The organism is Telluria sp. LT1R51-2 (assembly GCF_059685775.1).
In genome coordinates this window covers 302,275-324,710 of sequence record NZ_JCASIM010000001.1, presented here as the reverse complement: position 1 = coordinate 324,710, position 22,436 = coordinate 302,275, and the positions used below count along the sequence as shown (strand labels likewise).

Genomic DNA, 22,436 nt, shown 5'->3' with positions numbered 1-22,436 from the left:
CGCCATGGATACGCTCCCCGATACCACCGACCACCGCCTGCCCGCCTGGCTTGGCCGCGCGCGCATCGGCATCGGCCTGGCACAGGGTGCGCTGCTGTACCTGCTCTATATGGCGCTGCAAAACACGTCATGGCCCGCAACGGTTCCCCTGCTGTTCGCGCCTCTGGTGATGCTGGGCGTGCTGCTGCCGATCGTCCTGAGCAGCGCTCTCGGCCACCTGCCGCGTCGCACACTGGCGCGCTGGTTGGGCGCCGCCGCCGTCGCGATCGCGCTGCTGGCCATCTACGACATCTGGCGCCGTATGGGCGGCGCCGACATGCTGCGCCCGACGCCGTCCAGCGCCCTGTGGGTGTGCCTGGTGGCCGGCTGCTTCATCGCCCACGCGCTGGTGCTTGCCGGCGCGCGTGAGCGCCGGCGCGTGGCGTCATATGCCACGTATTTTGAAGTCGCCTGGACCCTCGGTCTGCAGGTGGCCTTCAGCGGCCTGTTCGTCGGCACGGCCTGGCTCGTGCTGCAACTGGGCGCATCGCTGTTCGACCTGATCCGGCTCGACTTTCTGAGCCAGGCCATGCGCAAGGCCTGGTTCTTCATTCCCGTCACCACCTTCGCCTTTGCCAGCGCCCTGCACCTGACCGACGTCAAGCCGGCCATCGTGCGCGGCATCCGCAATCTGGTGCACGTGCTGCTGTCATGGACCCTGCCGGTGCTGACGCTGCTGGTGGGCGGCTTCCTGGCCAGCCTGCCTTTCACCGGGCTCGAGCCGCTGTGGGCCACGCGCAGCGCCGCCGGGATGCTGCTGTCGGCGGCGGCCACCTTCGTGGTGCTGATCAATGCGGCCTACCAGGATGGCAGCGAGCGTCCGGCACGCGTCATCGCCATCTCGGCGCGCGTGGCGAGCCTGCTGCTGGCGCCGCTGACGCTGCTTGCGGCGTATGCCGTCGCGCTGCGCGTGCTCGATCACGGCTGGTCGACCGACCGGGTGATCGCCGCCGCCTGCCTGCTGGTGGCCGCGTGCTATGCCGGCGGGTATGCAGCGGCAGCCCTGCGGCGCGGCTGGCTGCCCACGCTGGCCGGCGTGAACATCGCCGCCGCCTTCACGGTAATTGGCGTACTGGCGCTGCTGCTCTCGCCGCCCGGCGATCCGGGGCGCATCGCCGTGGCCAGCCAGCTGGCGCGTCTGGACGCCGGCAAGATCGCGTTACGGCAACTGGACCTGGCCTATCTGTGGCATAACGGCGCGCGCTACGGCCGCGCCGCACTGGCTCGTGTCCAGAGCAACACGACCGGCGCGGATGCCGCCTGGCTGCGGACCGAGCTGGCGCGCCTGCGCCAGCCCGACCTTGACGCCGGCCCGGGCACCGGCGTCATCCGGCTGGCCGACCAGCTGCGCGTGTGGCCGGCGGGCGCCGTGCTGCCGGCAGGTTTCGTGCAGACCGAATGGCGAAACGCGCAGCAATGGGGGCGCCTGCCGCGCTGCATGCGCAGTCAGAACGCCGCGTGTGATGCGTTCGTGCTCGACCTGGGTGGCGACGCCCGGCCCGAGGTGGTGGTGGTCGGTGCCGGCGGGGATGGCGGCGCCGTATTGCGCCAGAACGCACGCGGCGCCTGGGAACTGGCCGCCAGCCTGCCCGTGATGCTCGGCGATTGCACGCCCCTGTTCGACGCCATGCGCGCCGGTCGTCTGCGCGCCGCACCGCCGGTGCTGGCGGACCTGGAGATCGATGGCCGCCGCATTCCCCTGCAAAACGATGCCGGCCATCTGGATTGCACCCCGCCATCCGTGGAGCGCAGCGACTAAGTTGCCACAATGAAATTTAACGTGACCACTTACTGTGTCAGTTAGGCCACACTACATCGCGAATTGTCTCAAATACTCTCCACGTGTCATAAAACTGTTGCTGTCAATATTGCCGCGTGGATAGAATAAATTCCAGTATGTACCGGCGCTCTTGCCTGCTGCCCTTGTCAGCGCCGTCGTCCCTAGCAGCCTACGTTTCAGCTTAATCCAATTATGAAAAAAACAATGATCGCCAGTCTGCTGGCGCTGCCTCTGTGCGCGTCGGTCGCACAGGCACAGGAGAACGCCGTGAAGATCAGCGGATTCGGCACCGCTGCTGCCACCTACTCGGATGACGACCGCGCCGAATTCGCCCGCCCGAACCAGGCCAGCGGCAGTGCGGGCGACTTCCGCACCGGTATCGACTCGAACCTCGGCCTGCAAGCCGACTACACCGTCAACGACTGGTTGTCGCTGACCGCCCAGGGCCTCGTGCGCAAGGACGCCGAAGAAGGTTATGGCGCCGAACTGAGCTGGGCCTTCGCCAAATTCCGCATCTCGGATGAGCTGAGCGTGCGCGTGGGCCGCGTCGGCCTGCCGATCTTCATGATCTCGGATTATCGCAATGTGGGCTATGCCAACACGATGCTGCGGCCGCCGTCGGAAGTGTATTCGCAAGTGCCATTCAACAGCGTCGACGGCGCCGACATCACCTGGCGCCACGAGTTCGGCAACACCAGCCTGACCACGCAGTTCGCAGCCGGCAGCACCAAGGCGCCGGTGACGAGCTTCCACGTGCGCGGCAAGGACATCCTGGCGCTGAACGTGATGGCCGAAAATGGCCCGTTCACGCTGCGCGTCGGCCACGCCCGCACCAAGATCACGCTGGACGACCTGCCATCGCTCAATACGCTGGTCGGCTCGCTGCGCGCCGCCGGCGCCGGCTATCGCCTGCCCCAGCTGACGGCGCTGGCAAGCGAAGTGGAAGCAAAGGGCGACAAGGGCACCTTCAATTCGGTCGGCCTGACTGCCGACTGGAACAACTTCGTGCTGCAGAGCGAATTTGCCAAGCGCAAGACCGAAACCTACATCAACGACACCACGTCGTGGTACGTGATGGGCGGCTACCGCATCGGCAAGTTCCTGCCGTACTACACCCGCTCGGAACTGAAGATCGACAGCACCATCAACAACACCGTGCCGGCCGCCTGCCCGGCTGGCTTCCCGGCCGCCTGCACCCCGACCCTGCGGGCGCTGCGCGCCGGCGTGAGCCGGATTGCCGTTTCGGGCGTCGGCCAGGGGGAGCAGACCACCGACACCATCGGCGTGCGCTGGGACTTCTACAAGTCGGCCGCGCTGAAGGTACAGATCGACCGCATCAAGCCAACCGGCAACGGCCTGTTCATCAATGTCAAGCCAGGCTTCTCCGGTCCTGTGACCGTCGGCGCCGTCGCCCTCGACTTCGTGTTCTAAGGAGCGACCATGAAAAAAATCATCATCGCCGCCTGCCTGAGTACCGCTTTCGCTGCACTGCCGGCCCTCGCCGAAGTCGTTGTCGTCGTCAACCCGAAGGCTGCCGAAAGCGCGCTGACCAAGGACCAGGTCGCCCAGTTCTTCCTCGGTAAATCGACGTCGATGACGCCGATCGACCAGCCTGACAACGCCCCGGTGCGCGCCGAGTTCTACAAGAAGGTCGCGGACAAGGACGCGGCCCAGGCCAAGGCCCTGTGGTCCAAGCTGGTATTTACCGGCAAGGCCACGATGCCCAAGGAAGTTGCCGACAGTGCCGGCGTGAAGGCGGCCGTCGCCGCCAACCCGAAGGCCATCGGCTACATCGACAAGAGCGCCGTCGATGCAAGCGTCAAGGTCGTCCTCACCCCATAAGCAAGTAATAACCATGCCCGCCGCCGGCTCTGCGCCGCGTGGCGGGCGTTGTATCTGGAGACAAGCATGAGCATCAAGCGCAGGATCTGGGCACTGCCCATCATTTCCGCCATCATCTTCGGCCTGGGTGCCGGCATCAGCGCGACCATCGCGAACGGCGCCCTGAAGTCGATCACCACCACCGAGTCGGTGGACTATCCGCTGATGGACGCTGTCAAGGTCCTGTCGCTCGACATCGGGGCCGTCACCGTCATGCTGACCGATGCCGTCACCGAAAACGACAAGGCGCTCGTCGACCAGGCCAACAACCAGGCCACCAAGGTGCGCACCGCGCTCGATCAGTTGGGGAAAATCCCCGGCCAGCAAGCCACGAGCGCACGCCTGAATACCGAATTCACCGCTTACTACACGCCGGCACTGTCCACGGCCCGCATCATGCTCGAGCTGGAGCAAGGCGATCCGCAAGCCACCGTCGGCGCCATGCAGAAGGCCCTGGCCACGCTCAATGCCGACCTGGCCAAGACCGCCGATCTGGCACAGCGCCAGTTCGCCGCCGGCATCGAAGCCAGCCAGAACAGCGTGCGCCAGACCGTCATCGCGATGGTGCTGTCGGCCCTGATCGTGATTGCGGTACTGGTGGCGATCTCGTGGTTCATGGTCCGCACCATCTGGCAGCAGCTCGGCGGCGAGCCGGCCTATGCGCGCAAGATCGCGCAGGCCGTGGCCGCCGGCGACCTGTCGATGGAAATCCATACCGACGCGGGCGACAGCAGCAGCCTGCTGGCCGCACTGAAGGAGATGCGCACGCGCCTGTCCACGCTGGTGGGTGACATCAAGGCTTCGGCCGACGCCATCGCCAGCGCCAGCAGCGAAATCGCCACCGGCAACGCCGACCTGGCCAGCCGCACCGAATCGCAGGCCTCCAACGTCGACCGCACCACGCGTGCGATGGCCGAGCTGACGGGCGAAGTGCGCCAGAACGCCGCCAACGCCAGCGAAGCCAGTGCGCTGGTGGTCACGGCCAACGAAATCGCCTCGCGCGGCGGCGACGTCGTCGGCGGCGTGGTCACGACGATGGGCGACATCAGCGCCTCGTCGAAACGCATCGTCGACATCATCGCCACCATCGACGGCATCGCCTTCCAGACCAATATCCTGGCCCTGAACGCGGCGGTCGAAGCCGCCCGTGCCGGCGAACAGGGCAGCGGCTTTGCCGTGGTCGCCAGCGAAGTGCGCACGCTGGCGCACCGCTCGGCCGCCGCCGCCAAGGAAATCAAGGAATTGATCGGCGACTCGGTCGCCAAGGTCGATGCCGGCAGCACGCTGGTGGACGAAGCCGGCGCGACGATGGCGCAGATCGTCGAGGCGGTAGCCAAGGTGCAAACCATCATGCTCGAAATCCGCGATGCCGGTACGCGCCAGAACGCGGGCATCGAGGACATTGGCCTGGCCATCGGCAGCATCGACGAGATGACGCAGCAGAATGCGGCGCTGGTCGAAGAAGCCGCCGCCGCCGCCGAATCGCTGACCGGCCAGACCGACCACCTGACCGAGGCGCTGGCCGTGTTCAAGCTTGCGCATGCGCCTGGCGCGACCGGCGTGACCGGTGCAGCATCGACCACCCGCCTGGCGCTCGCACGCTAGAACGCAGGCAGCCAGTACCGGCCAAAGTGTTGCGAAAACCCAGCTTTGCAAGGCGACCACAACCGTAATGGGTTTGCCAAGAGAGTTTCATCGCGGCCAATGCCGCTCACTCTGTAGCGCGCCCGATGCGCGCGTTACCATGTGGACGATCCGGCATCGCATGCCAGACCGTCCACATGGCCGTCTTGCGGCCGCTCACACCAAAACCTTTACAAAAGTAGTGCCCGTAGGCATCATCCCTTGACCCGCCGGTGACTCTGGCGCCCTAGTCACTTCCCTGAGGTACCACACCCGGCTCATATGGCAGCAGTCCTCCCTCATCCGACCACCGGCACACCGTTGTCGGGCCTTGCGCGCGCGCTCGTCCAGGCTAACCGCCTGAGCGCCGTGCAGGCGGACATGCTGCACAAGAAAGCCACGCAGGAAAAGGGGGCGTTCATCGATGCCCTGCTGGCCAGTGGCGCAATCGACGCGCGCACGCTGGCCGCCTTCTGCGCCGAGACCTTCGGCTATCCGCTGCTCGACCTGTCGACCTTCTCGGTGGGCGTGCTGCCCGCCAGCGCCATCGATGCCAAGCTGATGCAGGCGCAGCGCGTGATCGCGCTGGCCAAGCGCGGCAACAAGCTGTCGGTCGCGCTGTCGGACCCTACCAACAGCCAGGCGCTGGACCAGATCAAGTTCCAGAGCGAGGCCACGGTCGAACCGGTGATCGTGCCGCACGACGCCCTGCTGGCCCTGCTGGCGGCCATCGCCAAGGGTGCCGAGCAGGACCTGAGCGACCTGGCCGGCGAAGAAGCGGCGATCGAGTTCGCCGACGACGACAAGGAAGCCCCGCCCCTCGAGGCAGCCAACGATGTCGAGGATGCGCCGATCGTGCGCTTCCTGAACAAGATCCTGATCGACGCGGTGACGATGGGCGCATCCGACATCCACTTCGAGCCCTTCGAGAAGTTCTACCGCATCCGCCTGCGCGTGGACGGCGTGCTGCGCGACCATGCGTCGCCGCCACTGGCGATCCGCGAAAAGCTGGTCTCGCGCATCAAGGTGCTGGCGCGCCTGGACATCGCCGAACGACGCGTGCCGCAGGACGGCCGCATGCGCCTGATCATGTCGGCCACGCGCACGATCGATTTTCGCGTCAGCACGCTGCCCACGTTGTTCGGCGAAAAGACCGTCATGCGTATCCTGGATGCGACCCAGGCCCAGATGGGCATCGACGCGCTCGGCTACGACCCGGACCAGAAGGCGCTGCTGCTCGATGCCATCGCCCGCCCCTACGGCATGGTGCTCGTGACCGGCCCAACGGGCTCGGGCAAGACCGTCTCGCTGTACAGCTGCCTGAACCTGCTCAACAAGCCGGGCATCAATATCTCGACCGCGGAAGACCCGGCCGAGATCAACCTGCCCGGCGTGAACCAGGTCAACGTCAATGAAAAAGCCGGCCTGACCTTCCCTGTCGCCCTGAAGTCCTTCCTGCGCCAGGATCCCGACATCATCATGGTCGGCGAGATCCGCGACCTGGAAACGGCCGACATCGCGATCAAGGCCGCGCAGACGGGCCACATGGTGTTCTCGACGCTGCACACGAACGATGCGCCGTCGACACTGACGCGCCTGATGAACATGGGCGTGGCGCCGTTCAACATCGCCTCGTCGGTCATCCTGATCACGGCCCAGCGCCTCGCGCGCCGCCTGTGCACCTGCAAGCAGCCGCTCGAGACGAGCCACGACGCGCTGCTTGCCGCCGGCTACCGCGAGAGCGACATCGACGACACGTGGAAGCCGTACGGCCCGGTCGGCTGCGACCGCTGCCTGGGTTCAGGCTACAAGGGCCGGGTCGGCATCTACCAGATCATGCCGATTTCGCCCGCGATCGAGGCGCTGATCCTGGGCAATGGCAACGCGATGGAAATCGCGGCCCAGGCCGAGAAGGAAGGCGTGAACTCGCTGCGCCGCTCGGGCCTCATGAAAGTCAAGCAGGGCCTGACCAGCGTCGAAGAAGTCCTCGGCTGCACCAACGAATAAGACCTGAACAGGAACCCCTATGGCAACTTCCCTATCCCCCAAGAGCCGTGGCGCACAGGTCAAGGAGAACGTGTACGCCTGGGAAGGCAAGGACAAGACCGGGCGCACCGTGCGCGGCGAAGTGCGCGCCGGCGGCGAAGCAATCGTCAACGTGACCCTGCGCCGCCAGGGCATCATGGTCACCAAGGTCAAGAAGAAGGTCTACCGCAGCGGCAAGAAGATCACCGACAAGGACCTGACCATGTTCACGCGCCAGCTTGCGACCATGATGAAGGCCGGCGTGCCGCTGCTGCAATCGTTCGACATCGTCGGCAAGGGCCACGGCAACCCGTCGATGGCCAAGCTGATCCAGGACCTGCGCAACGACGTCGAGACCGGCACGAGCCTGAACCGGGCGTTCCGCAAGTTTCCGCTGTACTTCGATCCGCTGTTCTGCAACCTGGTCGGGGCCGGCGAACAGGCCGGTATTCTGGAAGACCTGCTCACGCGCCTGGCGATCTACAAGGAAAAGACGCTCGCGCTCAAGGGCAAGATCAAGTCGGCGCTGACCTACCCGATCGCCATCCTGGCCATCGCCTTCATCGTCACCGCCGTGATCATGATCTGGGTGGTGCCGGCCTTCAAGCAGGTGTTCGAAAGCTTCGGCGCCGACCTCCCCACGCCAACGCTGGTGGTGATGGCGATCTCGGACTTCTTCGTCACTTGGTGGTACCTGATCTTCGGCTCGATGTTCGCCACCGGCTACTTCTTCTTCCAGGCCTGGCGCCGCTCGCTCAAGATGCAGCAGGCGATGGACCGCCTGCTGCTGCGCCTGCCGATCTTCGGCCCCGTGATCCGCAAGGCCACCATCGCGCGCTGGACCCGCACGCTGGCCACCATGTTCGCCGCCGGCGTGCCGCTGGTGGAAGCGCTCGACTCGGTCGGCGGCGCATCCGGCAATGCCGTCTACCTGGAAGCGACGCGCAAGATCCAGAACGAGGTCAGCACCGGCACCAGCCTGACGGCGTCGATGCAGAATGCCGACGTGTTCCCGAACCTGGTGATCCAGATGGTGCAGATTGGCGAGGAATCGGGCTCGCTGGATGCCATGCTGGGCAAGGTGGCCGACTTCTTCGAGGAAGAAGTCGACGAGGCTGTCGCGGCGCTGTCGTCGCTGATGGAGCCGTTGATCATGGTGATTCTTGGTGTGCTGATCGGTGGTCTGGTGGTGGCGATGTATTTGCCGATTTTCAAGCTTGGGTCGGTGGTGTAGACGAAGCCTGACGACTGGGGTCGGTCGGCCTTCGCGGTACACTGAAAAGCCGATTTCCGCGAAGGGCAGCCCTTCATTGGATCATGCGGACATGCTTCATTGTGCGCTCGGTTATCACCGCGCAGCGATACGCGAAAAGGCTTTCTCCAATTCCGCAAGAAAAACCTTAACCCTTGTCGGCGCAAAAATCCGGCTCGGCGTTACCGCCCAGACTGCGAGGCTCTCCATTGCCGCGTCGGCCAGGTCTATCCGCACAAGCGCGCCTGTTCGCAGATGCTCGTGTACATCAAGATATGTCAACATTGCCAAACCCAATCCCTGCAGGGTCGCAGCTCGTGCCGCATCAACACTACTCGTGACCACGCGGCCTTGCACCTGGTGCCGTACAAGAACACCATTGATTATGAGTGGCCATTTCGGTACTGCCTGCAGTATCACGCATACGTGACTAGCAAGGGCTGCCACTGTTGCAGGTTGCCCAAACCGTGAAACATAATCGGGCGATGCGCAAATGATACGAGGATTGGCTGCAAGGCGCCGCGCTATCAGGTCGGAATCGGCCAGTGTCGCTACGCGCAATGCCAGGTCCAGCCCTTGACCAACGAGGTCGACGACGCGATCTGAAAGGTCCAGATCAACACGTAACTCGGGATGCGCTTCGAGTAACCCCGGCAGCAGCGGCATGACGATAGCCTGACCGAAAACGCTGGGTGCTGTCATCCGTAGAGTTCCTGTCACTCGTGTTGGCGATGGCCGCAATTCCTGTTGCGCACTGTCTGCCGCATCTACCATTGTTGTCGCATACGACAAAAAGGCTTCCCCCTCGGCGGTCATAGACACCGAACGCGTTGTGCGTTGAAAAAGGCGCACTTGCAGCTGCGCCTCGAGCGCAGCAATCCGGCGGGATATCTGCATGGGCCCCACGCCGAGCTGGCGGCCCGCTGCAGACAGACTCCCTGTTGCTACAACCGCAAGGAAAACACGAACGTCATCTATCTGCATCGCTTCACCTTTTCCGTTAAGCCGGTTTCACCTCAAACAGAGTTGGCCTCTGATGCCTGCATCCGTATTATCAGGCTTTTCCCCATCTTTACAGGCATCCCTATGATTCACACAGCTCAAACGATTTTATCCGCATTCGATATAAGAGGAAACGTGCTCAAGAATCGCCTGACGGTGGCGCCAATGACGCGTGTAAGCGCTACGGAAGATGGCTTGGCAACCAACACGATGCGCCGCTACTACGCACGGTTTGCCGCCGGCGGCTTTGGCCTGGTGATTGCTGAGGGACTCTACACTGACCTCAGCCATTCGCAGGGCTATCGCAACCAGCCTGGTATGGCAGAAGACAAGCAAGCGGCAACGTGGCAAGCAATTACAGACGATGCACACGCGCACAACACCAGAATGTTCGCTCAATTGATGCATGCAGGCGCGCTGAGCCAGGAGAACCGCTTCCGTTCCTGGAATGTAGCGCCCTCGCCGATTCGTCCCAAGGGCGAGCAGATGGCGTTCTATTACGGCACTGGCGCGTATCCAATGCCAGTCGCTCTGGACGAAGCAGGCATCGCGGAGGTTATCGAAGGCTTCGTCGCGGCAGCTACGCGCGCTGTACATATTGCTGGCTTCGATGGAATTGAGATTCATGCCGCCAACGGATATTTGCTGGATCAATTCTTGACCGCTGAAACAAATGACCGCGTTGATGCATGGGGTGGAACCGTTGCATCTCGTCTTGCCCTTCCTGTAGCGGTCCTTCGTGCAGTAAAAGCAGCGCTGGGCGACGCGATTCCGGTTGGAATTCGTATTTCGCAAGCCAAGGTGAACGACTATTTGAGCAAGTGGCCAGGAAAACAAAGCGACGCACAAGCTATTTTTGGCGCCCTGGCTGATGCAGGCGCTGATTTCATCCATATCACTGAGTTTGAGGCTTGGCGACCAGCATTTGACGGTAGTACGGAAAGTCTTGTGAAACTGGCGCATCAGTACGCGCCAGGCGTCCCGATCATTGCCAACGGCAGTCTGGGAGACGCCGCGCGTGCCAATGACGCCCTTGCAGATGGGGCGGATATTGTTGCGGTGGGACGCGCAGCTTTGGCAAACCCTGACTTGCCTACTCTGTTTGAATCAGGTGTTGCGCCGCGGCCCTTTGATCCTGCGATTCTTGGGCCAATTGCTGATGTCAAAGACAGTGAGATTTGTTTGGCGCTCAGCTATAAAGAACAAGGTTGAATACCGAATACGAGGAACAGTGCTTCTCCTGCGCGGTAGAAGCCGGCTCGGCTCATGCCCAGCAGACGACAGGTTTGTGCGACAGCAAATGCTCATGCGCGCAATGCGCGCAGTGCCCGCAGTGCCCGTGCAGACACGTGTGCTGAGCCGCCCTGCGAGACTGGTCCGCTGGTCTTGAAGGACGACACCACGTGCGCCAGCTGGGCAGCCTGGTTCTGCATCGATTCGGCTGCCGCTGCCGCTTCTTCGACAGAGCCGCGTTTTGCTTTGTCACCCGATCCATCTGGACGACTGTAGCCAGGGTCATGTAGCCAGTAGCCAGCAGTAGCCAGGGGCAGGTCTGACATTTAGACACGCACTCTTCCTTTGTCCGGTGACAGGGCTTTCATAAATAGACTTTTGCTAAGCGCGTGTCTGAATGCCAGACCTGACCCACTTCGTGCGTTGAGCTCGTGTCTGAATGCCAGACCTGACCCCGTTCGTTTGTGTGACCCCGTTTGTTTATGCACAACTGCGAAGGTGACCATGCCATAATTCCAACTGGGGTCCGGCAATGCCGAACTCGGCTAGTTATGCACCAAAGCCTTTGCAATCCTATAACAAGATTGGGGAAATGATGAGCTTTATCCGTGAAAATATTTCAGAAGCTGATATTGTTGCCTATGGATTGAGGGAAATTAACGAAGATTTATTTGTTGTAGGATTCGGGAATGGATGGGTTATTGACCGGGAACGCAACATTTATCTCCGCTGGATACGTCTTGATAAGGAAAATCCATCCACGATGACCTTTACGTTTTTCTGGAAGAGTGTTTTACTTGAAATTGATTTAATTTCCAGATCTCCGGATGATGCGACGTTTGAGGAAAACACCACCTGGACACTTGCCCACCCACCGCTCGACTTGCCGCCGGCGCTGGAAATGCACCGGCAAGAAATTCTCGCGGATTTGCGCAGCGCGCTCTCTGCCTACGGTAGTTTCGGAATGTCGTCACGCAACACATATCACCACGCAACAATTGCATTCTAATGCAAAGCCGTACCCAATACTCGGCAGAGACCGCTATAGAAAATCTAAGCAAGTATCCTGAACGTTTCAATAATCCGGAAGCGTTCAGGGACTTGGCTCGTGGAATTTCCGTGGACACGCCAGGCAACGTCACCTTGCTCTACAAGACCTGACCCACTTCGTGCGTTGAGCTCGTGTCTGAATGCCAGACCTGACCCCGTTCGTTCGGCAACGTCACCTTGCTCTACAAGACCTGACCCACTTCGTGCGTTGAGCTCGTGTCTGAATGCCAGACCTGACCCCGTTCGCTCGTGACCCCGTTCGTTCGTGCGTTAAAGCCTCTCTAGGGCAAAACATCTTTACTGAGACTAAAATCAATCTTCTTATCGATAATTTATTTTTACAAGGAATCAAGAGCTTCAGCTACTTTATTGGGCATTTCTTTTTCAGGAATGCGGGCAATTTCGGCCAAAGTCATTCCTTTTTCCATCCAATATTTAACGACGATCCACCCTACATAATAGGCTTCACGTTCAATACCGGTTGTGCCATTTCCCATTGTGAATTTCATTACATCTGCACTGTCACTCGAGAATAAAAAAGGTTTGATACCTTTTATTATTTCTTCACGTTTTTTATCTGCATTAACCAACCAACCTGGAGTAAAGTCCACGTAACTTGCATCACTCAGATCCGGGTTCAATTCTTGAGTGACCCGCATTGCCAGACCCTCGCTCAAGACTGTCGCTCCAATGCTTCGCTCCCAACCTCCACTGATGCTACCGATCCCTATATGTACAGCATGTGTAAGTTCGTGATCTGTAACCAGCTTTCTTGCTCTTTGATCCATTTCGACAGGAAGAGCTGTCATGATTTTTCCACTACCAGCCGAAGTAAAAGCATTATTATCAAATGCGCCGACAAACGTTATCAACGTTACTTCGCTCTTCTCTACTGGCTTGAGCAGCTTGACGATGCTTTTCAAAGAATCTTCCGGCCGTGGAAGCATACCTGGAGCTCCGGCCGAAATCTGCTCCATAGCATCGGGGTAACGTGACCAAGCGTTATCAAGCATTTCTCGAGCCAGTTGTTGCCCTGCATCGGTAGGAGGAACAGCCGCAAAATTTACCATTTTTTTCCATAGAGCCCAACGGGCATCAGGTTGGAGATTTTCGCTTTTTGCTTTTTCATAGAATTTCAAAAATTTAGGCGAAAAATCTACAATCTTGAGTGTTACAGGGGGATCTGACTCCACCGAGAAGGCAGAATTATGAATAAAAATGGATACCATGAAAAAAGCTGCAATCAGATTTCTCATATAAAAGTAATAATTTTCCGGGTTGAAGAATGTTTTGCAACATTTCTTAAAAAACGAGATGGAAATTTTAATTGAGATTCGCAATCTATTCGATTTTTTGCGACAGAGCGACAATTTCAAGGCATGAGCTGTCGATAAAGAGCCTTGTGGGCGGTCTCGAGAACCAAATACACATGAGGGTTTATGAATTGAATTGGCTTGCAAGTCTAGTCGAGCCATGTGCTCGTTCTGGACCGCGAGCGGTCGTTGGAGGTCCAGCGTTTCCCGTGTCAGATATCGAGTGGAAGCGCGATAGTGTCGAAGTCATCCTGCGAGCAGACCGTCAGCTCCAGCCCTTCGACATGAACTGCGTCAGCAAACCATTGGTGTTTCCATTGGAACCGCACTGCCATGGGCTGACCACGTTGGCAAAGTAAATCTGCACACTGGCGCGCTCATTCAGGATTTTGTGGCATCCCAAGGCGCAAATAGATAGTTCAGGTGTGGCGGTCTACATGTCAGCGGACATGTTCGACTAAATTATTCCGGTTGGATCCTGCACGCCGCTTAAACTAACCTGAAGACCGCTTTAATGCCCAGTCTGGATAGTCAGCAAAAAACTTCATGGCGCTATATTCAGAGCATCGCAGACGTTGACATCTGCAGGTCATGTCTGCAGGTTTTCTGATCATAATCAAACAGATGGCATTGCCGGCAGCGCGACATAACCCACATAGCCGTCCGGCAGCGCCAGCGGAAAGCAGCGGCATGCCTGCAGCGCGACGGCGTGCTCGTCGCACCATTCGCTTAGTGGCAAGCCAAGGCACTTCAGGCGTGCTTCGTGTTCACTCCAGGCATGCGCAAACGCGGCATCCCGCTCGCCGTCGGGCCATGCTGCCAGCTTACTTGCTGCGACCGGCCCCAGGTAATCGCGCGCTACTGCCCGCCAGTCCGATACGGGCGAGATCGACATTACATCGATGCCGACTGCACCGCTGAAGGAATATGCCGCGACCGAGATGTCGCCGTCATGGCTGATCGACAGCGCAACCCGCTGATCTCCGGCGTCCAGCGCCACCACGGCCCAGGGCGCAACACCCTGGGGCGAATGCAGTGCGATTCGGCCGGCATCGATGCCGACATGCGCGGCCAGCGCTGCTGTCAGAGCGGCGCGGATGCGAAGCCGGGCCGCTTCACGTGCTGACTGCCCGCGTACACCGAGTAAAGCCAGACCGCGTGGTTCAGCGAGCTGCGAGCCGCTGGCGTCGCCGTTCCAGCGAACAGCCAGCGGCGTCACCACGCTCACCCCGCTGCCCGCAAGGGCGCCGCAGGCAGACCAACCCAGCTCGTCGCGGCCGGAATATGCTCGCCTTTCATCACCAGCGTCAGTGGTCCCAGGCGCGCGTTATCCCCTACACGGGCGCTGTACAGCACCGCGCTGCGCGGACCGAGGTAGACCTTGCTGCCGATGTCAACGCGGTCGATCTTCATCACCCGGTCTTCGAACAGGTGGGTCTGCGGACAGGACAGCGCATTGAGTTCGCTATGGTCGCCAATGTGCACGCAGTCGAACTCCGTGATGTCGGTGGTGTCCATGTACACGCCCTTGCCGATGTGGCAGCCGAGCAGGCGGAAGGCGACCGGCAGCCATGGCGTGCCACGCAGGTAGCGCATGAAGTTGGGCACCGCGATGCCTTCGTACATATTGGTGACGCCTTCGGACAGCCACACGAACGGCGTCCACATCGGCTCCGCGCGCTTCTCGTAGCGGCCCAGTAACAGCCACTTGAACGCCAGCACGAACAGGTAGTTACCAATGCCGTAGGCCAGCCCGATCAGCGCCAGGTAGGCAATGACAGCGCCCCAGTGCCCTGCCCCTGCGATGGGCATCAGGTCCAGCACCACCGTGTAGCCGACCGTAATCACCATGGCATGCGGCGCCACGATGCGGAAGGCTTCCACCAGCGCGCGGCCCAGGCGGCGCATCAGGGATGGCCGGTAGGTCAGATGTTCCGGATAACCGCCGACCTGCTCGCGCGCCGGCAGACGGATCGGAGGCGAGCCAAGCCAGGTGTCGCCGGCCGTCATGCGCTCGTTGTCCGGAGCGTGGGTATGCACGCCAACCAGCACGCCCTCCGGCAGGATGGTGCCGTCCGGGATATAGCTGCCGTTGCCGACGAACGAGCGGTTCGACACCACGGTCGGTTTCATTGTCATCCAGCCACCATCGACATGTTCGTCGCCCAGCATCACGGCGTCGGCGATGAAGGTTTCATCGCCCAGCGTCAGCATGTCCGGCACCACGCCCAGCGCGGTGGAGATCTCGGCATCGCGGCCGACCTTGGCGCCCAGCAGGCGGTACCAGAACGGCGCGTAGACAGTGGCGTAGATGCCGTGCAGGACGTTCAGGCTCGACTCCTGGATGTGGCTGACCAGCCACTTCTTGCAATAGGCGTTCGAGTGGACGGCGTAGCGGCCCGGCTGGATGCGCGGCAAAAAGCCCCAGCGGATCGCCGCCGACACCAGCATGGTCAGGAACACCAGCACGGCACTGGCCGGCAACGCCAGCACGAAGTAGCGCACCAGCTGGCCTTCGATGGTACTCGCCTGCAGCCAGGCCAGCGCACCGCGTTCGTCGAACCAGTCGATCAGCACGAAGCTCGGGAACACCGGCATGAAGAACAGCGTCGCCACCAGCAGGATGCCGAAGACGAAGAACAGTGCTTCGCCTGCGCGGCGCAGCTGGCCCGTGTGCGGGCGCGGCGGCAGTGCCGATGGATCGAACGCGTGGGCATCGCGTGCCGGAGAGCCCTTCCAGACGCGGTTCGCGGGCACGACTCCACCGTCCTGTAGCGCCGACTGGCCCTCCAGATGGCCGCGCCGCTCCACGCGGGTGTTTCCTTCCAAGATGGCGTACGACGACACGAACGCGTCGTCTTCGAGCGTGACACGCCCCAGGAGCAGGCGGCCGCGTTCCACACGCGCGTTCTCGATATTGACGGCATTGCCGATGCTGACGTTGTCGCCAAACTGCAGCAGTTCGGGCGCGCGCACCGTCATCGAGCCGATCACGACATCGTCGCCAATCTTCGCGCCCAAGAGGCGCAGCCACCAGGTGTACAGCGATGACCCGGCCAGCAGGTAGGTGGGCGCCGCATCGATCAGGCGGTCGGCCAGCCACCAGCGATAGTAGGTGATGCCCCACAGCGGGTACGAGCCAGGCTTGAGCCGCCCGGCGACGAGCCATTTGCCGCCAATCGCCAGCACGAACTCCATGACCGTCGCCAGCAGGAACACGCCGATCGCCGCCGCGACCGCACGGGGGACGCTGTCGCCGGGCTCACCGGTCAGGTAGTGGTAAGCAAAGAACGGCGCCAGCCACTGCGCCATGCGCAGCGTTACCAGCAGCGGAAAGACCGCCAGCTGGGCCAGGCCGCACAGCCAGCGCTGCGCTGCGGGCGGCGGGGTCCAGTCGGCCTCCATCGCCGCCGTTCCCGCGCCCTGATCGAGGCTGGCCGCGATCGCGCCAACCTGGCGCTTCTGGTAGATGTCGCCCACCGTCATATGGGCAAAGCGCGGATCCTGACGCAAGGCGCTTGCCAGGCGGGCGGCAAAGAACGAGTGACCGCCCAGGTCGGAGAAGAAATCCTGCTCGCGCCGGATCGGCTGCCCCGGGAACAGCTGGACAAGGGCTGCGAACAAGGCGGTCTCCCCCGGCGTTTCCGGCGCGTCCGATGCCGCCAGGTCGCTCGGCAGTGGCGCGCTCAGTGCCATGGCCTTGAGGGCATTGCGGTCGATCTTTCCTGAGGTCAGACGCGGCATGACCGCGAGGATTTCAAAGCGGCTCGGCACCATGTAGGGCGGCAGGCGGCCGGACAGCGCCGTGCGCAGCGTGGGGCTGGCAAGCTGTTCGTCGGTCGCGGCCGGCGTCGGCACCAGATAGGCAACCAGGCGGTCGATGCCATCGTCCTTGCGCAGCAGGACGGCGGTCGTACCGATGCCGTCCTGCTGGGCCAGCACGGCCTCGATCTCGCCCAGTTCCACGCGAAAACCGCGGATCTTGACCTGGTCGTCGGTACGGCCCAGGCACACCACCTGCCCGTCCGGTTCGATGCGCGCAAGGTCGCCCGTGCGGTACAGGCGCGCATCGTCGCTGCCACTGGCCCATGGGTTGGGCAGGAATTTTTCGACAGTCAGATCAGGGCGGCCCAGGTAGCCGGCAGACAGACCGGGACCGGTGATGCACAGCTCGCCGGTGGCGCCGCGCGGCAAGATCTGCAGGCCCTTGTCGGTTTCGGTCGAGATGACCAGCAGCCCATAGTTTGGCAGCGGATCGCCGATGGTGATCGTGCGCCCCGGTTCCATGCGCGCCAGGCTGGCCGAGACCGTCGCTTCGGTCGGGCCATAGGTGTTGAACATGACACGGCCGGGCCGCGAGAAGCGCTCGACCACGGCTTCCGGACACATCTCGCCGCCCAGGTTGATGATGCGCAGGCTCGGGACGTCTTCGGCAAACAGCGACAGCAGCGTTGGCACCGCATGCAGCACGGTGACGCCGTTTTCGGCGAGCAGGCGCGGCAGCGCTTCCGGATCGCCTGCGGCTTCCTTGGGGCCGAGCCAGAGCGTCGCGCCCACCAGATAGGAAATCCAGATTTCTTCGAACGACATGTCGAAGGCGACCGAGAAGCCCTGATAGACACGGTCATCCGCACGCACGCCCAGCACCGCGTTCTCGCTGCGCAGGAAGTGGCAGATGCTGCGCTGGTCGATCAGGATGCCTTTCGGCTTGCCGGTCGAACCCGACGTGTAGATCACATAGGCCGGCGCACTCCCCGGGACCACGCCGCGGCGCTGGAGCACGTAGCCATCCGCTGCCGGCAGCAGCAGGTGCTCGGCCATGTGGATGGGTTGGGTAATACTGCCGAGACGCTCGCGCATCCGTTCGCTGGTCACCAGCGCCGGCGAACCGGCGTCCGTCATGCAGACCAGCAGGCGCTCGGCCGGTGTGTCTTCGTCGACCGGCAGCCAGGCGGCTCCGGTCTTGGCGATCGCGGCCTGCATGATCAACAGGTCGATCCCGCGCGGCATCCACAGGCCGACGATATCGCCCGGCCCGATGCCGGAGTCGATCAGGCGCGAGGCCGCCAGGCTGGCCTGCTCGTCGAGTTCGCGGTAGCTGAGCTGGCGTGCGCCGGACACGAAGGCAGGTTGGTCAGGCGCACGCTGCGCGCTGGCTTCGAGCAAGTCGGCCAGGATTTCATCGCGCAGCAACTCGGGCTGGTGGGGTCCGTACAGGACGTCGGGATGCTGCGTCGAAGAAATCGAATTTTTCATCGGGAACACATAAGGCTAAGATGCGTTTACGCAAGGATGCTGTCAAACAAAAATTCAGATCGCGACTGCGCTTCCAGCGGCATCCACAAACCACGGAAACTGTTCATGCGCTTAATGCCGGCCGTGTGCGGGCGGCCATGTGTGCTGCCCCACCCTGCTGCGCGACTGGTCCACGTGTCTTGAAGGACGACACCACGTGCGTCAGTTGCGCTGCCTGGTTCTGCATCGATTCGGCGGCAGCGGCCGCCTCTTCGACCAGGGCCGCGTTTTGCTGTGTCACCTGATCCATCTGCACGACGGCAGTGTTGATCTGCTCGATGCCCGATGACTGTTCGGCACTGGCGGCACTGATGTGGGACATCACGTCGTTCACACGGCGAATACTGTCGACCACTTCGGTCATGGTGGCGCGGGCGTCGCCCACCAGTCGTGTCCCTTGGGCGACCTGGACCACCGATTCATTGATGAGGGCCTTGATTTCCTTCGACGCACTCGCGCTGCGCTGCGCCAGCGTGCGCACTTCACCGGCGACCACGGCAAAGCCTCGCCCCTGCTCACCCGCACGCGCCGCTTCGACCGCGGCGTTCAGCGCCAGGATGTTGGTCTGGAACGCAATGCCGTCGATCACGCCGATGATGTCGGCAATCTTGCTCGAATGGCGGTTGATGCCGTCCATGGTATCGACCACGCCGGCGATCACTTCTCCGCCACGGACAGCTACCTGAGAAGCCTGCGCGGCCAGCGCATCGGCCTGGCGTGCGTTGTCGGCATTCTGTTTGACCGTGGAGGTGAGTTCCTCCATCGACGATGCGGTTTCCTCGAGCGACGATGCCTGCTCTTCGGTCCGGGACGACAGATCCTGGCTGCCCACTGCCACTTGCGCAGAGGCGATCGCGATGGTCTCGGTGCTGGCCCGGACACGTTCCACGATGCCGGCCAGACTGTCGTTCATCTGCTTTAGCGCGCCGAGCAGTTGGCTGGTTTCATCGTTGCCGCTGACGACGATGACGCTCGTCAGGTCGCCGGCGGCGACGGTCAACGCCACCGACACAGCCTGGCGCAGTGGCTGCACGATGCTGCGCGTAATGGCGACGGCGCAGACGGCGGCGACGGTCAGCGCCACCAGGGCAACTGTCGCCATCGCCACCCGTGCAGCAGTGGCGCTGTCGTCGGCCGTCTCGATGCTGGCACTGGCAATGGCGTTATTGAGGGCGACGATCTTCTCCAATGTCGTTTCGGAGCGCACGAACAGCGGTTCGGCAGCGCTGACCTGCTGGAAGAAAGACGCAAACAGTTCCTGCCGCCGCTCCGGCGACGTATTGCCAGCAAGCGCGGCCATGGTACGCGCAACCTGTTCTTCAGCGGCTTGCCAGGCCTTCCACTCGCCCTGGAACTGATTCCAGAGTACGGTCTCTTCGGGCGTCTGTGGCAGAGGCTCATACAGGCGCCAGCCGGCATCGATCCGCTCCCAGGCTTTGCGGCGATGCGCAAGAATGGCTTCCAGCTGCTGCCGCGCATCAGGATTGTTCTGGTACAGCGCTACCGACATGTCGTAGCCCTTCACCGCCGTCTGTCCTTCGCTGACTGACAGCAGCCCATGGATTGACGGCAGGCGCACGTGGCCCACTTCAGCGCCTGCAGCCGAGACCCGCTGCAGGCCCGTATGGGCGCTCCAGCCGAAAGCGATCATTGCCGCCAGCATGATGGCGACGAGCAAACCGAGTTTGCCGGTGACGTTGAGATTTTTCAGCATGATTCGGTATGTTGCGACACGAGGTGGGGGATGAAATACATTGTCACCCACGCGGCATGAAGTTTCCTAGTGGAAAATTCCTCAGCGTGCGTGATGCATTACTTCTCACAACACGTTCGTAGGAGAAGCCCGTGCATCCACCTCGAGACCGCTGTGGTTTTCATGCAACCGAGGTGCTGTAATGCTTTCGCAGACCCCTGCCCACCACACCAAAAATCGTAACGCAGTCCGACCGCCAGTAATAGCGAGGGTCAGGTCTGACATTTGGACACGAACTCTTCCTTAGTCCGTTCGCAGGGCTTTCATCAATAGATTGTTGTTGGCCTCGTGTCGGAATGCCAGACCAGACCCTGATCTTGCCGTTGGCCCTGTTCTTGCCAAGGTGCGGGCAGCCACGCGGAGTAGATTCAACAGGCAACCCACGCACCAGCACAGGAGCCTGTACGATGCCCTCGCTGGCCAGCCATACCCAAGAAGAATGAAAGAGATATCATGTCATTCGATAAAGGCAGGGCAACATCGATCATGCTGGTTGCCATAGCAATGCTATTGGCGGCGTGTCACCACGACAACAACAAAGCACCAAGGGCGGCAATGTCCGTCTCACAGCCCTCCGCAGATCAAGTCACCACCTACGCCTTTTCGTCAGCCGGGAGCGAGGATTCCGACGGGCAGATCGCCACGCAGTATTGGGATTTCGGTGATGGTGCGAGCAATGCCGAAGCATCGCCAGTCCATGCATATCGCGCCTCGGGTTCATACATCGTGAAATTGACGGTAACGGACGATGACGGGGCACCTGCATCGGTGAGCCAGACCATTCAAATCACGACCCCGGCGGTATCGGCATCCTCGAGAACCACGCCATTCAGCATCACTCTGCCGCAGGTGGCAACTGTCGATGTGCCAGCGGCATCGTTTGCCACCGAGACCCAGATCGGGCTGTGGAGCACCGCGAGCGCCATGACCGCCGCTGATTTTGACCTGACTTCGCAGATGTTTGCGGCACCAGTGCGAGCGGTGCGCGAGTTGAGGATCAACACCCGTCAGGTCAGTCCATTGAATACATTGAGCGTCATCGCAAACATACCTGCGGAACTCGAGGCGCGTCTGCAGGAAAACGACGAGCCGCGCGTTTTTGTTCAGGTTTTCCAGGACGGTGGCGACGAAGTACTGGATAACTTCGAATTAATCGACGCGTCTTATGATGCTGCCAGCAGGACCTTGCGATTCGGCCTGGAACCAGGCATGTTCACCAATCGTCGCTCAGCGGACGAAACTTGGAAAGCAGTCATTGTCATCGGCTCGACGCGCACGAAGCCCACGCCTTCCACAGCAAGAGCGGCGCGGCTGGGTGCCATGGGGACGAGCGTTGAGGCCGAGCAGTTGCGTCCCTGGCCTGCGCTGGCGATTACGGGAGAGTTTCGTGACACGGATATCAAATCTGACCTTCTATCCTCTGCCACCGCGTCAACCTGCGACAGGGCGACCTTGCAGGCGCCATTCGCAAGTGTACCGTCACCGGCGCATTCAATCCCCCCAAACATTATGGTGTCGATTATCGCGCTGCAGATGGTACTGATATTCTCTCGATGGCAAAAGGCAAAGTCCTGCTGATAGGGTTCGACGAGCGGCCGCTTGCCAAACCGGATCCGCGCAGCGGAAAGCTGATCAAAGGCTGGGGACGATACATTATCATTGAGCACGAAGACGGTAGCAAATCACTGTATGCGCACTTGCAGAAAGACGGCGTCAAGGTTGCACTGAACGAGACCGTTTCGGCAGGTTCCATCATTGCGTTGTCCGACGATTCAGGTGGCTCCCAAGCAGCGCATCTGCATGTCGAATATGTTCCCAATGGCGAGATCTTCAAGAAGCCGTCAAAAGTCAATGCGGATTCCTGTATCGGCAATGCTGTCAGCGGCAACATTCAAGTCAGGGACAACGGCAGCGCCGCTGACGATGCTTTTTCGGTTGCCGTCAACGGAAAGACGATCTGCACCACGAACATCGGCGCATCGAATAGCTGCTCGCTCGGGGCACTGCGTACCGGATCGGCTACACTTTCCATCAAGGCGACCGTTGCGCCAGACGACGTCGGCACCTATGAAATTATCCTCAGCGGCGGCCTTGCCTTCCAGGACGGATCGGTTACCGTGTCGGGCACGCTTGCCCAAGGGGCGACGGCGTCATTCATCGTACGCATTCCTTGACGTTTGTGCCGACGTG

The 22,436-nt window shown here is 61.4% G+C and carries 16 protein-coding genes; 10 read left to right on the top strand and 6 right to left on the bottom strand.

From position 1 onward, the window contains the following. Positions 1 to 4: 4 nt before the first annotated feature. From AC56LH_RS01510 to AC56LH_RS01485, 6 genes are all read left to right on the top strand, one after another. Positions 5 to 1,798, top strand: a complete 1,794-nt coding sequence (locus AC56LH_RS01510) for a DUF4153 domain-containing protein (protein ID WP_499643424.1) — start codon at positions 5 to 7, stop codon at positions 1,796 to 1,798. Between the two features lie 225 nt (positions 1,799 to 2,023). Beyond that, positions 2,024 to 3,250, top strand: a complete 1,227-nt coding sequence (locus tag AC56LH_RS01505; RefSeq protein WP_499643422.1) for a porin — start codon at positions 2,024 to 2,026, stop codon at positions 3,248 to 3,250. 9 nt (positions 3,251 to 3,259) lie between these two features. Then, positions 3,260 to 3,661, top strand: coding sequence for a type 2 periplasmic-binding domain-containing protein (locus tag AC56LH_RS01500; protein WP_499643420.1), 402 nt, complete (start codon positions 3,260 to 3,262; stop codon positions 3,659 to 3,661). Positions 3,662 to 3,727: 66 nt separating this feature from the next. Beyond that, positions 3,728 to 5,305 (top strand): methyl-accepting chemotaxis protein, encoded by a 1,578-nt coding sequence (locus AC56LH_RS01495; protein WP_499643418.1) that lies wholly within the window; start codon positions 3,728 to 3,730, stop codon positions 5,303 to 5,305. Between the two features lie 300 nt (positions 5,306 to 5,605). Continuing rightward, positions 5,606 to 7,330, top strand: coding sequence for a type IV-A pilus assembly ATPase PilB (pilB, locus tag AC56LH_RS01490; RefSeq protein WP_499643416.1), 1,725 nt, complete (start codon positions 5,606 to 5,608; stop codon positions 7,328 to 7,330). Positions 7,331 to 7,349: 19 nt separating this feature from the next. Further along, complete coding sequence (locus tag AC56LH_RS01485) at positions 7,350 to 8,582, top strand: type II secretion system F family protein (protein ID WP_258836492.1); 1,233 nt, start codon at positions 7,350 to 7,352, stop codon at positions 8,580 to 8,582. Between the two features lie 114 nt (positions 8,583 to 8,696). Here AC56LH_RS01485 and AC56LH_RS01480 read toward each other — a convergent pair whose 3' ends face one another. Then, the gene (locus tag AC56LH_RS01480; protein WP_499643414.1) at positions 8,697 to 9,584 is read right to left on the bottom strand and encodes a LysR family transcriptional regulator; all 888 of its coding nucleotides are present in this window, start codon (positions 9,582 to 9,584) and stop codon (positions 8,697 to 8,699) included. A 102-nt stretch (positions 9,585 to 9,686) separates the two neighbouring features. Here AC56LH_RS01480 and AC56LH_RS01475 point away from each other — a divergent pair, with 102 nt between their 5' ends. Next, entirely contained in the window at positions 9,687 to 10,814 is a 1,128-nt protein-coding gene (locus AC56LH_RS01475) for an oxidoreductase (protein WP_499643412.1), read from the top strand. Between the two features lie 92 nt (positions 10,815 to 10,906). Here the strand turns inward: AC56LH_RS01475 and AC56LH_RS01470 are convergent, their stop codons facing one another. Then, positions 10,907 to 11,161 carry a hypothetical protein gene (locus AC56LH_RS01470; protein WP_499643408.1) on the bottom strand — a complete coding sequence of 85 codons (255 nt, stop codon included), beginning with the start codon at positions 11,159 to 11,161 and terminating at the stop codon, positions 10,907 to 10,909. A gap of 266 nt (positions 11,162 to 11,427) precedes the next feature. Between AC56LH_RS01470 and AC56LH_RS01465 the strand changes: the two genes are divergently transcribed. Beyond that, positions 11,428 to 11,844 (top strand): hypothetical protein, encoded by a 417-nt coding sequence (locus tag AC56LH_RS01465; protein WP_499643405.1) that lies wholly within the window; start codon positions 11,428 to 11,430, stop codon positions 11,842 to 11,844. A gap of 379 nt (positions 11,845 to 12,223) precedes the next feature. On the opposite strand, the gene AC56LH_RS01460 is transcribed toward AC56LH_RS01465, so the two are convergent. The 4 genes from AC56LH_RS01460 to AC56LH_RS01445 all read right to left on the bottom strand — a co-directional run bounded on the left by AC56LH_RS01460 (position 12,224) and on the right by AC56LH_RS01445 (position 20,207). Continuing rightward, positions 12,224 to 13,360: a hypothetical protein gene (locus AC56LH_RS01460; RefSeq protein ID WP_499643403.1), complete on the bottom strand. Its 1,137-nt coding sequence runs from the start codon at positions 13,358 to 13,360 to the stop codon at positions 12,224 to 12,226. A gap of 454 nt (positions 13,361 to 13,814) precedes the next feature. Then, positions 13,815 to 14,426 carry a 4'-phosphopantetheinyl transferase family protein gene (locus AC56LH_RS01455; protein ID WP_499643401.1) on the bottom strand — a complete coding sequence of 204 codons (612 nt, stop codon included), beginning with the start codon at positions 14,424 to 14,426 and terminating at the stop codon, positions 13,815 to 13,817. After that, positions 14,423 to 18,454, bottom strand: a complete 4,032-nt coding sequence (locus AC56LH_RS01450) for a Pls/PosA family non-ribosomal peptide synthetase (protein ID WP_499643399.1) — start codon at positions 18,452 to 18,454, stop codon at positions 14,423 to 14,425. The genes AC56LH_RS01455 and AC56LH_RS01450 overlap by 4 nt, the downstream gene beginning before the upstream one ends. Positions 18,455 to 18,557: 103 nt before the next feature. Continuing rightward, positions 18,558 to 20,207, bottom strand: a complete 1,650-nt coding sequence (locus tag AC56LH_RS01445; protein WP_499643397.1) for a methyl-accepting chemotaxis protein — start codon at positions 20,205 to 20,207, stop codon at positions 18,558 to 18,560. A 492-nt stretch (positions 20,208 to 20,699) separates the two neighbouring features. Between AC56LH_RS01445 and AC56LH_RS01440 the strand changes: the two genes are divergently transcribed. Both AC56LH_RS01440 and AC56LH_RS01435 read left to right on the top strand, forming a co-directional pair. Next, the gene (locus tag AC56LH_RS01440) at positions 20,700 to 21,824 is read left to right on the top strand and encodes a PKD domain-containing protein (protein WP_499643395.1); all 1,125 of its coding nucleotides are present in this window, start codon (positions 20,700 to 20,702) and stop codon (positions 21,822 to 21,824) included. After that, the gene (locus AC56LH_RS01435; RefSeq protein ID WP_499643392.1) at positions 21,800 to 22,420 is read left to right on the top strand and encodes a M23 family metallopeptidase; all 621 of its coding nucleotides are present in this window, start codon (positions 21,800 to 21,802) and stop codon (positions 22,418 to 22,420) included. Before AC56LH_RS01440 ends, AC56LH_RS01435 begins: the two co-directional genes overlap by 25 nt. The last annotated feature ends 16 nt before the right edge of the window (positions 22,421 to 22,436 follow it).

What these genes read in the sequence shown, in the direction of transcription:
- AC56LH_RS01510 (WP_499643424.1), top strand. Translation starts at nt 5, where the DNA reads ATGGATACGCTCCCCGATACCACCGACCACCGCCTGCCCGCCTGGCTT.
- AC56LH_RS01505 (WP_499643422.1), top strand. Translation starts at nt 2,024, where the DNA reads ATGATCGCCAGTCTGCTGGCGCTGCCTCTGTGCGCGTCGGTCGCACAG.
- AC56LH_RS01500 (WP_499643420.1), top strand. Translation starts at nt 3,260, where the DNA reads ATGAAAAAAATCATCATCGCCGCCTGCCTGAGTACCGCTTTCGCTGCA.
- AC56LH_RS01495 (WP_499643418.1), top strand. Translation starts at nt 3,728, where the DNA reads ATGAGCATCAAGCGCAGGATCTGGGCACTGCCCATCATTTCCGCCATC.
- pilB (WP_499643416.1), top strand. Translation starts at nt 5,606, where the DNA reads ATGGCAGCAGTCCTCCCTCATCCGACCACCGGCACACCGTTGTCGGGC.
- AC56LH_RS01485 (WP_258836492.1), top strand. Translation starts at nt 7,350, where the DNA reads ATGGCAACTTCCCTATCCCCCAAGAGCCGTGGCGCACAGGTCAAGGAG.
- AC56LH_RS01480 (WP_499643414.1), bottom strand. Translation starts at nt 9,584, where the DNA reads ATGCAGATAGATGACGTTCGTGTTTTCCTTGCGGTTGTAGCAACAGGG.
- AC56LH_RS01475 (WP_499643412.1), top strand. Translation starts at nt 9,687, where the DNA reads ATGATTCACACAGCTCAAACGATTTTATCCGCATTCGATATAAGAGGA.
- AC56LH_RS01470 (WP_499643408.1), bottom strand. Translation starts at nt 11,161, where the DNA reads ATGTCAGACCTGCCCCTGGCTACTGCTGGCTACTGGCTACATGACCCT.
- AC56LH_RS01465 (WP_499643405.1), top strand. Translation starts at nt 11,428, where the DNA reads ATGATGAGCTTTATCCGTGAAAATATTTCAGAAGCTGATATTGTTGCC.
- AC56LH_RS01460 (WP_499643403.1), bottom strand. Translation starts at nt 13,360, where the DNA reads ATGGCTCGACTAGACTTGCAAGCCAATTCAATTCATAAACCCTCATGT.
- AC56LH_RS01450 (WP_499643399.1), bottom strand. Translation starts at nt 18,454, where the DNA reads ATGAAAAATTCGATTTCTTCGACGCAGCATCCCGACGTCCTGTACGGA.
- AC56LH_RS01445 (WP_499643397.1), bottom strand. Translation starts at nt 20,207, where the DNA reads ATGCTGAAAAATCTCAACGTCACCGGCAAACTCGGTTTGCTCGTCGCC.
- AC56LH_RS01440 (WP_499643395.1), top strand. Translation starts at nt 20,700, where the DNA reads ATGTCATTCGATAAAGGCAGGGCAACATCGATCATGCTGGTTGCCATA.
- AC56LH_RS01435 (WP_499643392.1), top strand. Translation starts at nt 21,800, where the DNA reads ATGGCAAAAGGCAAAGTCCTGCTGATAGGGTTCGACGAGCGGCCGCTT.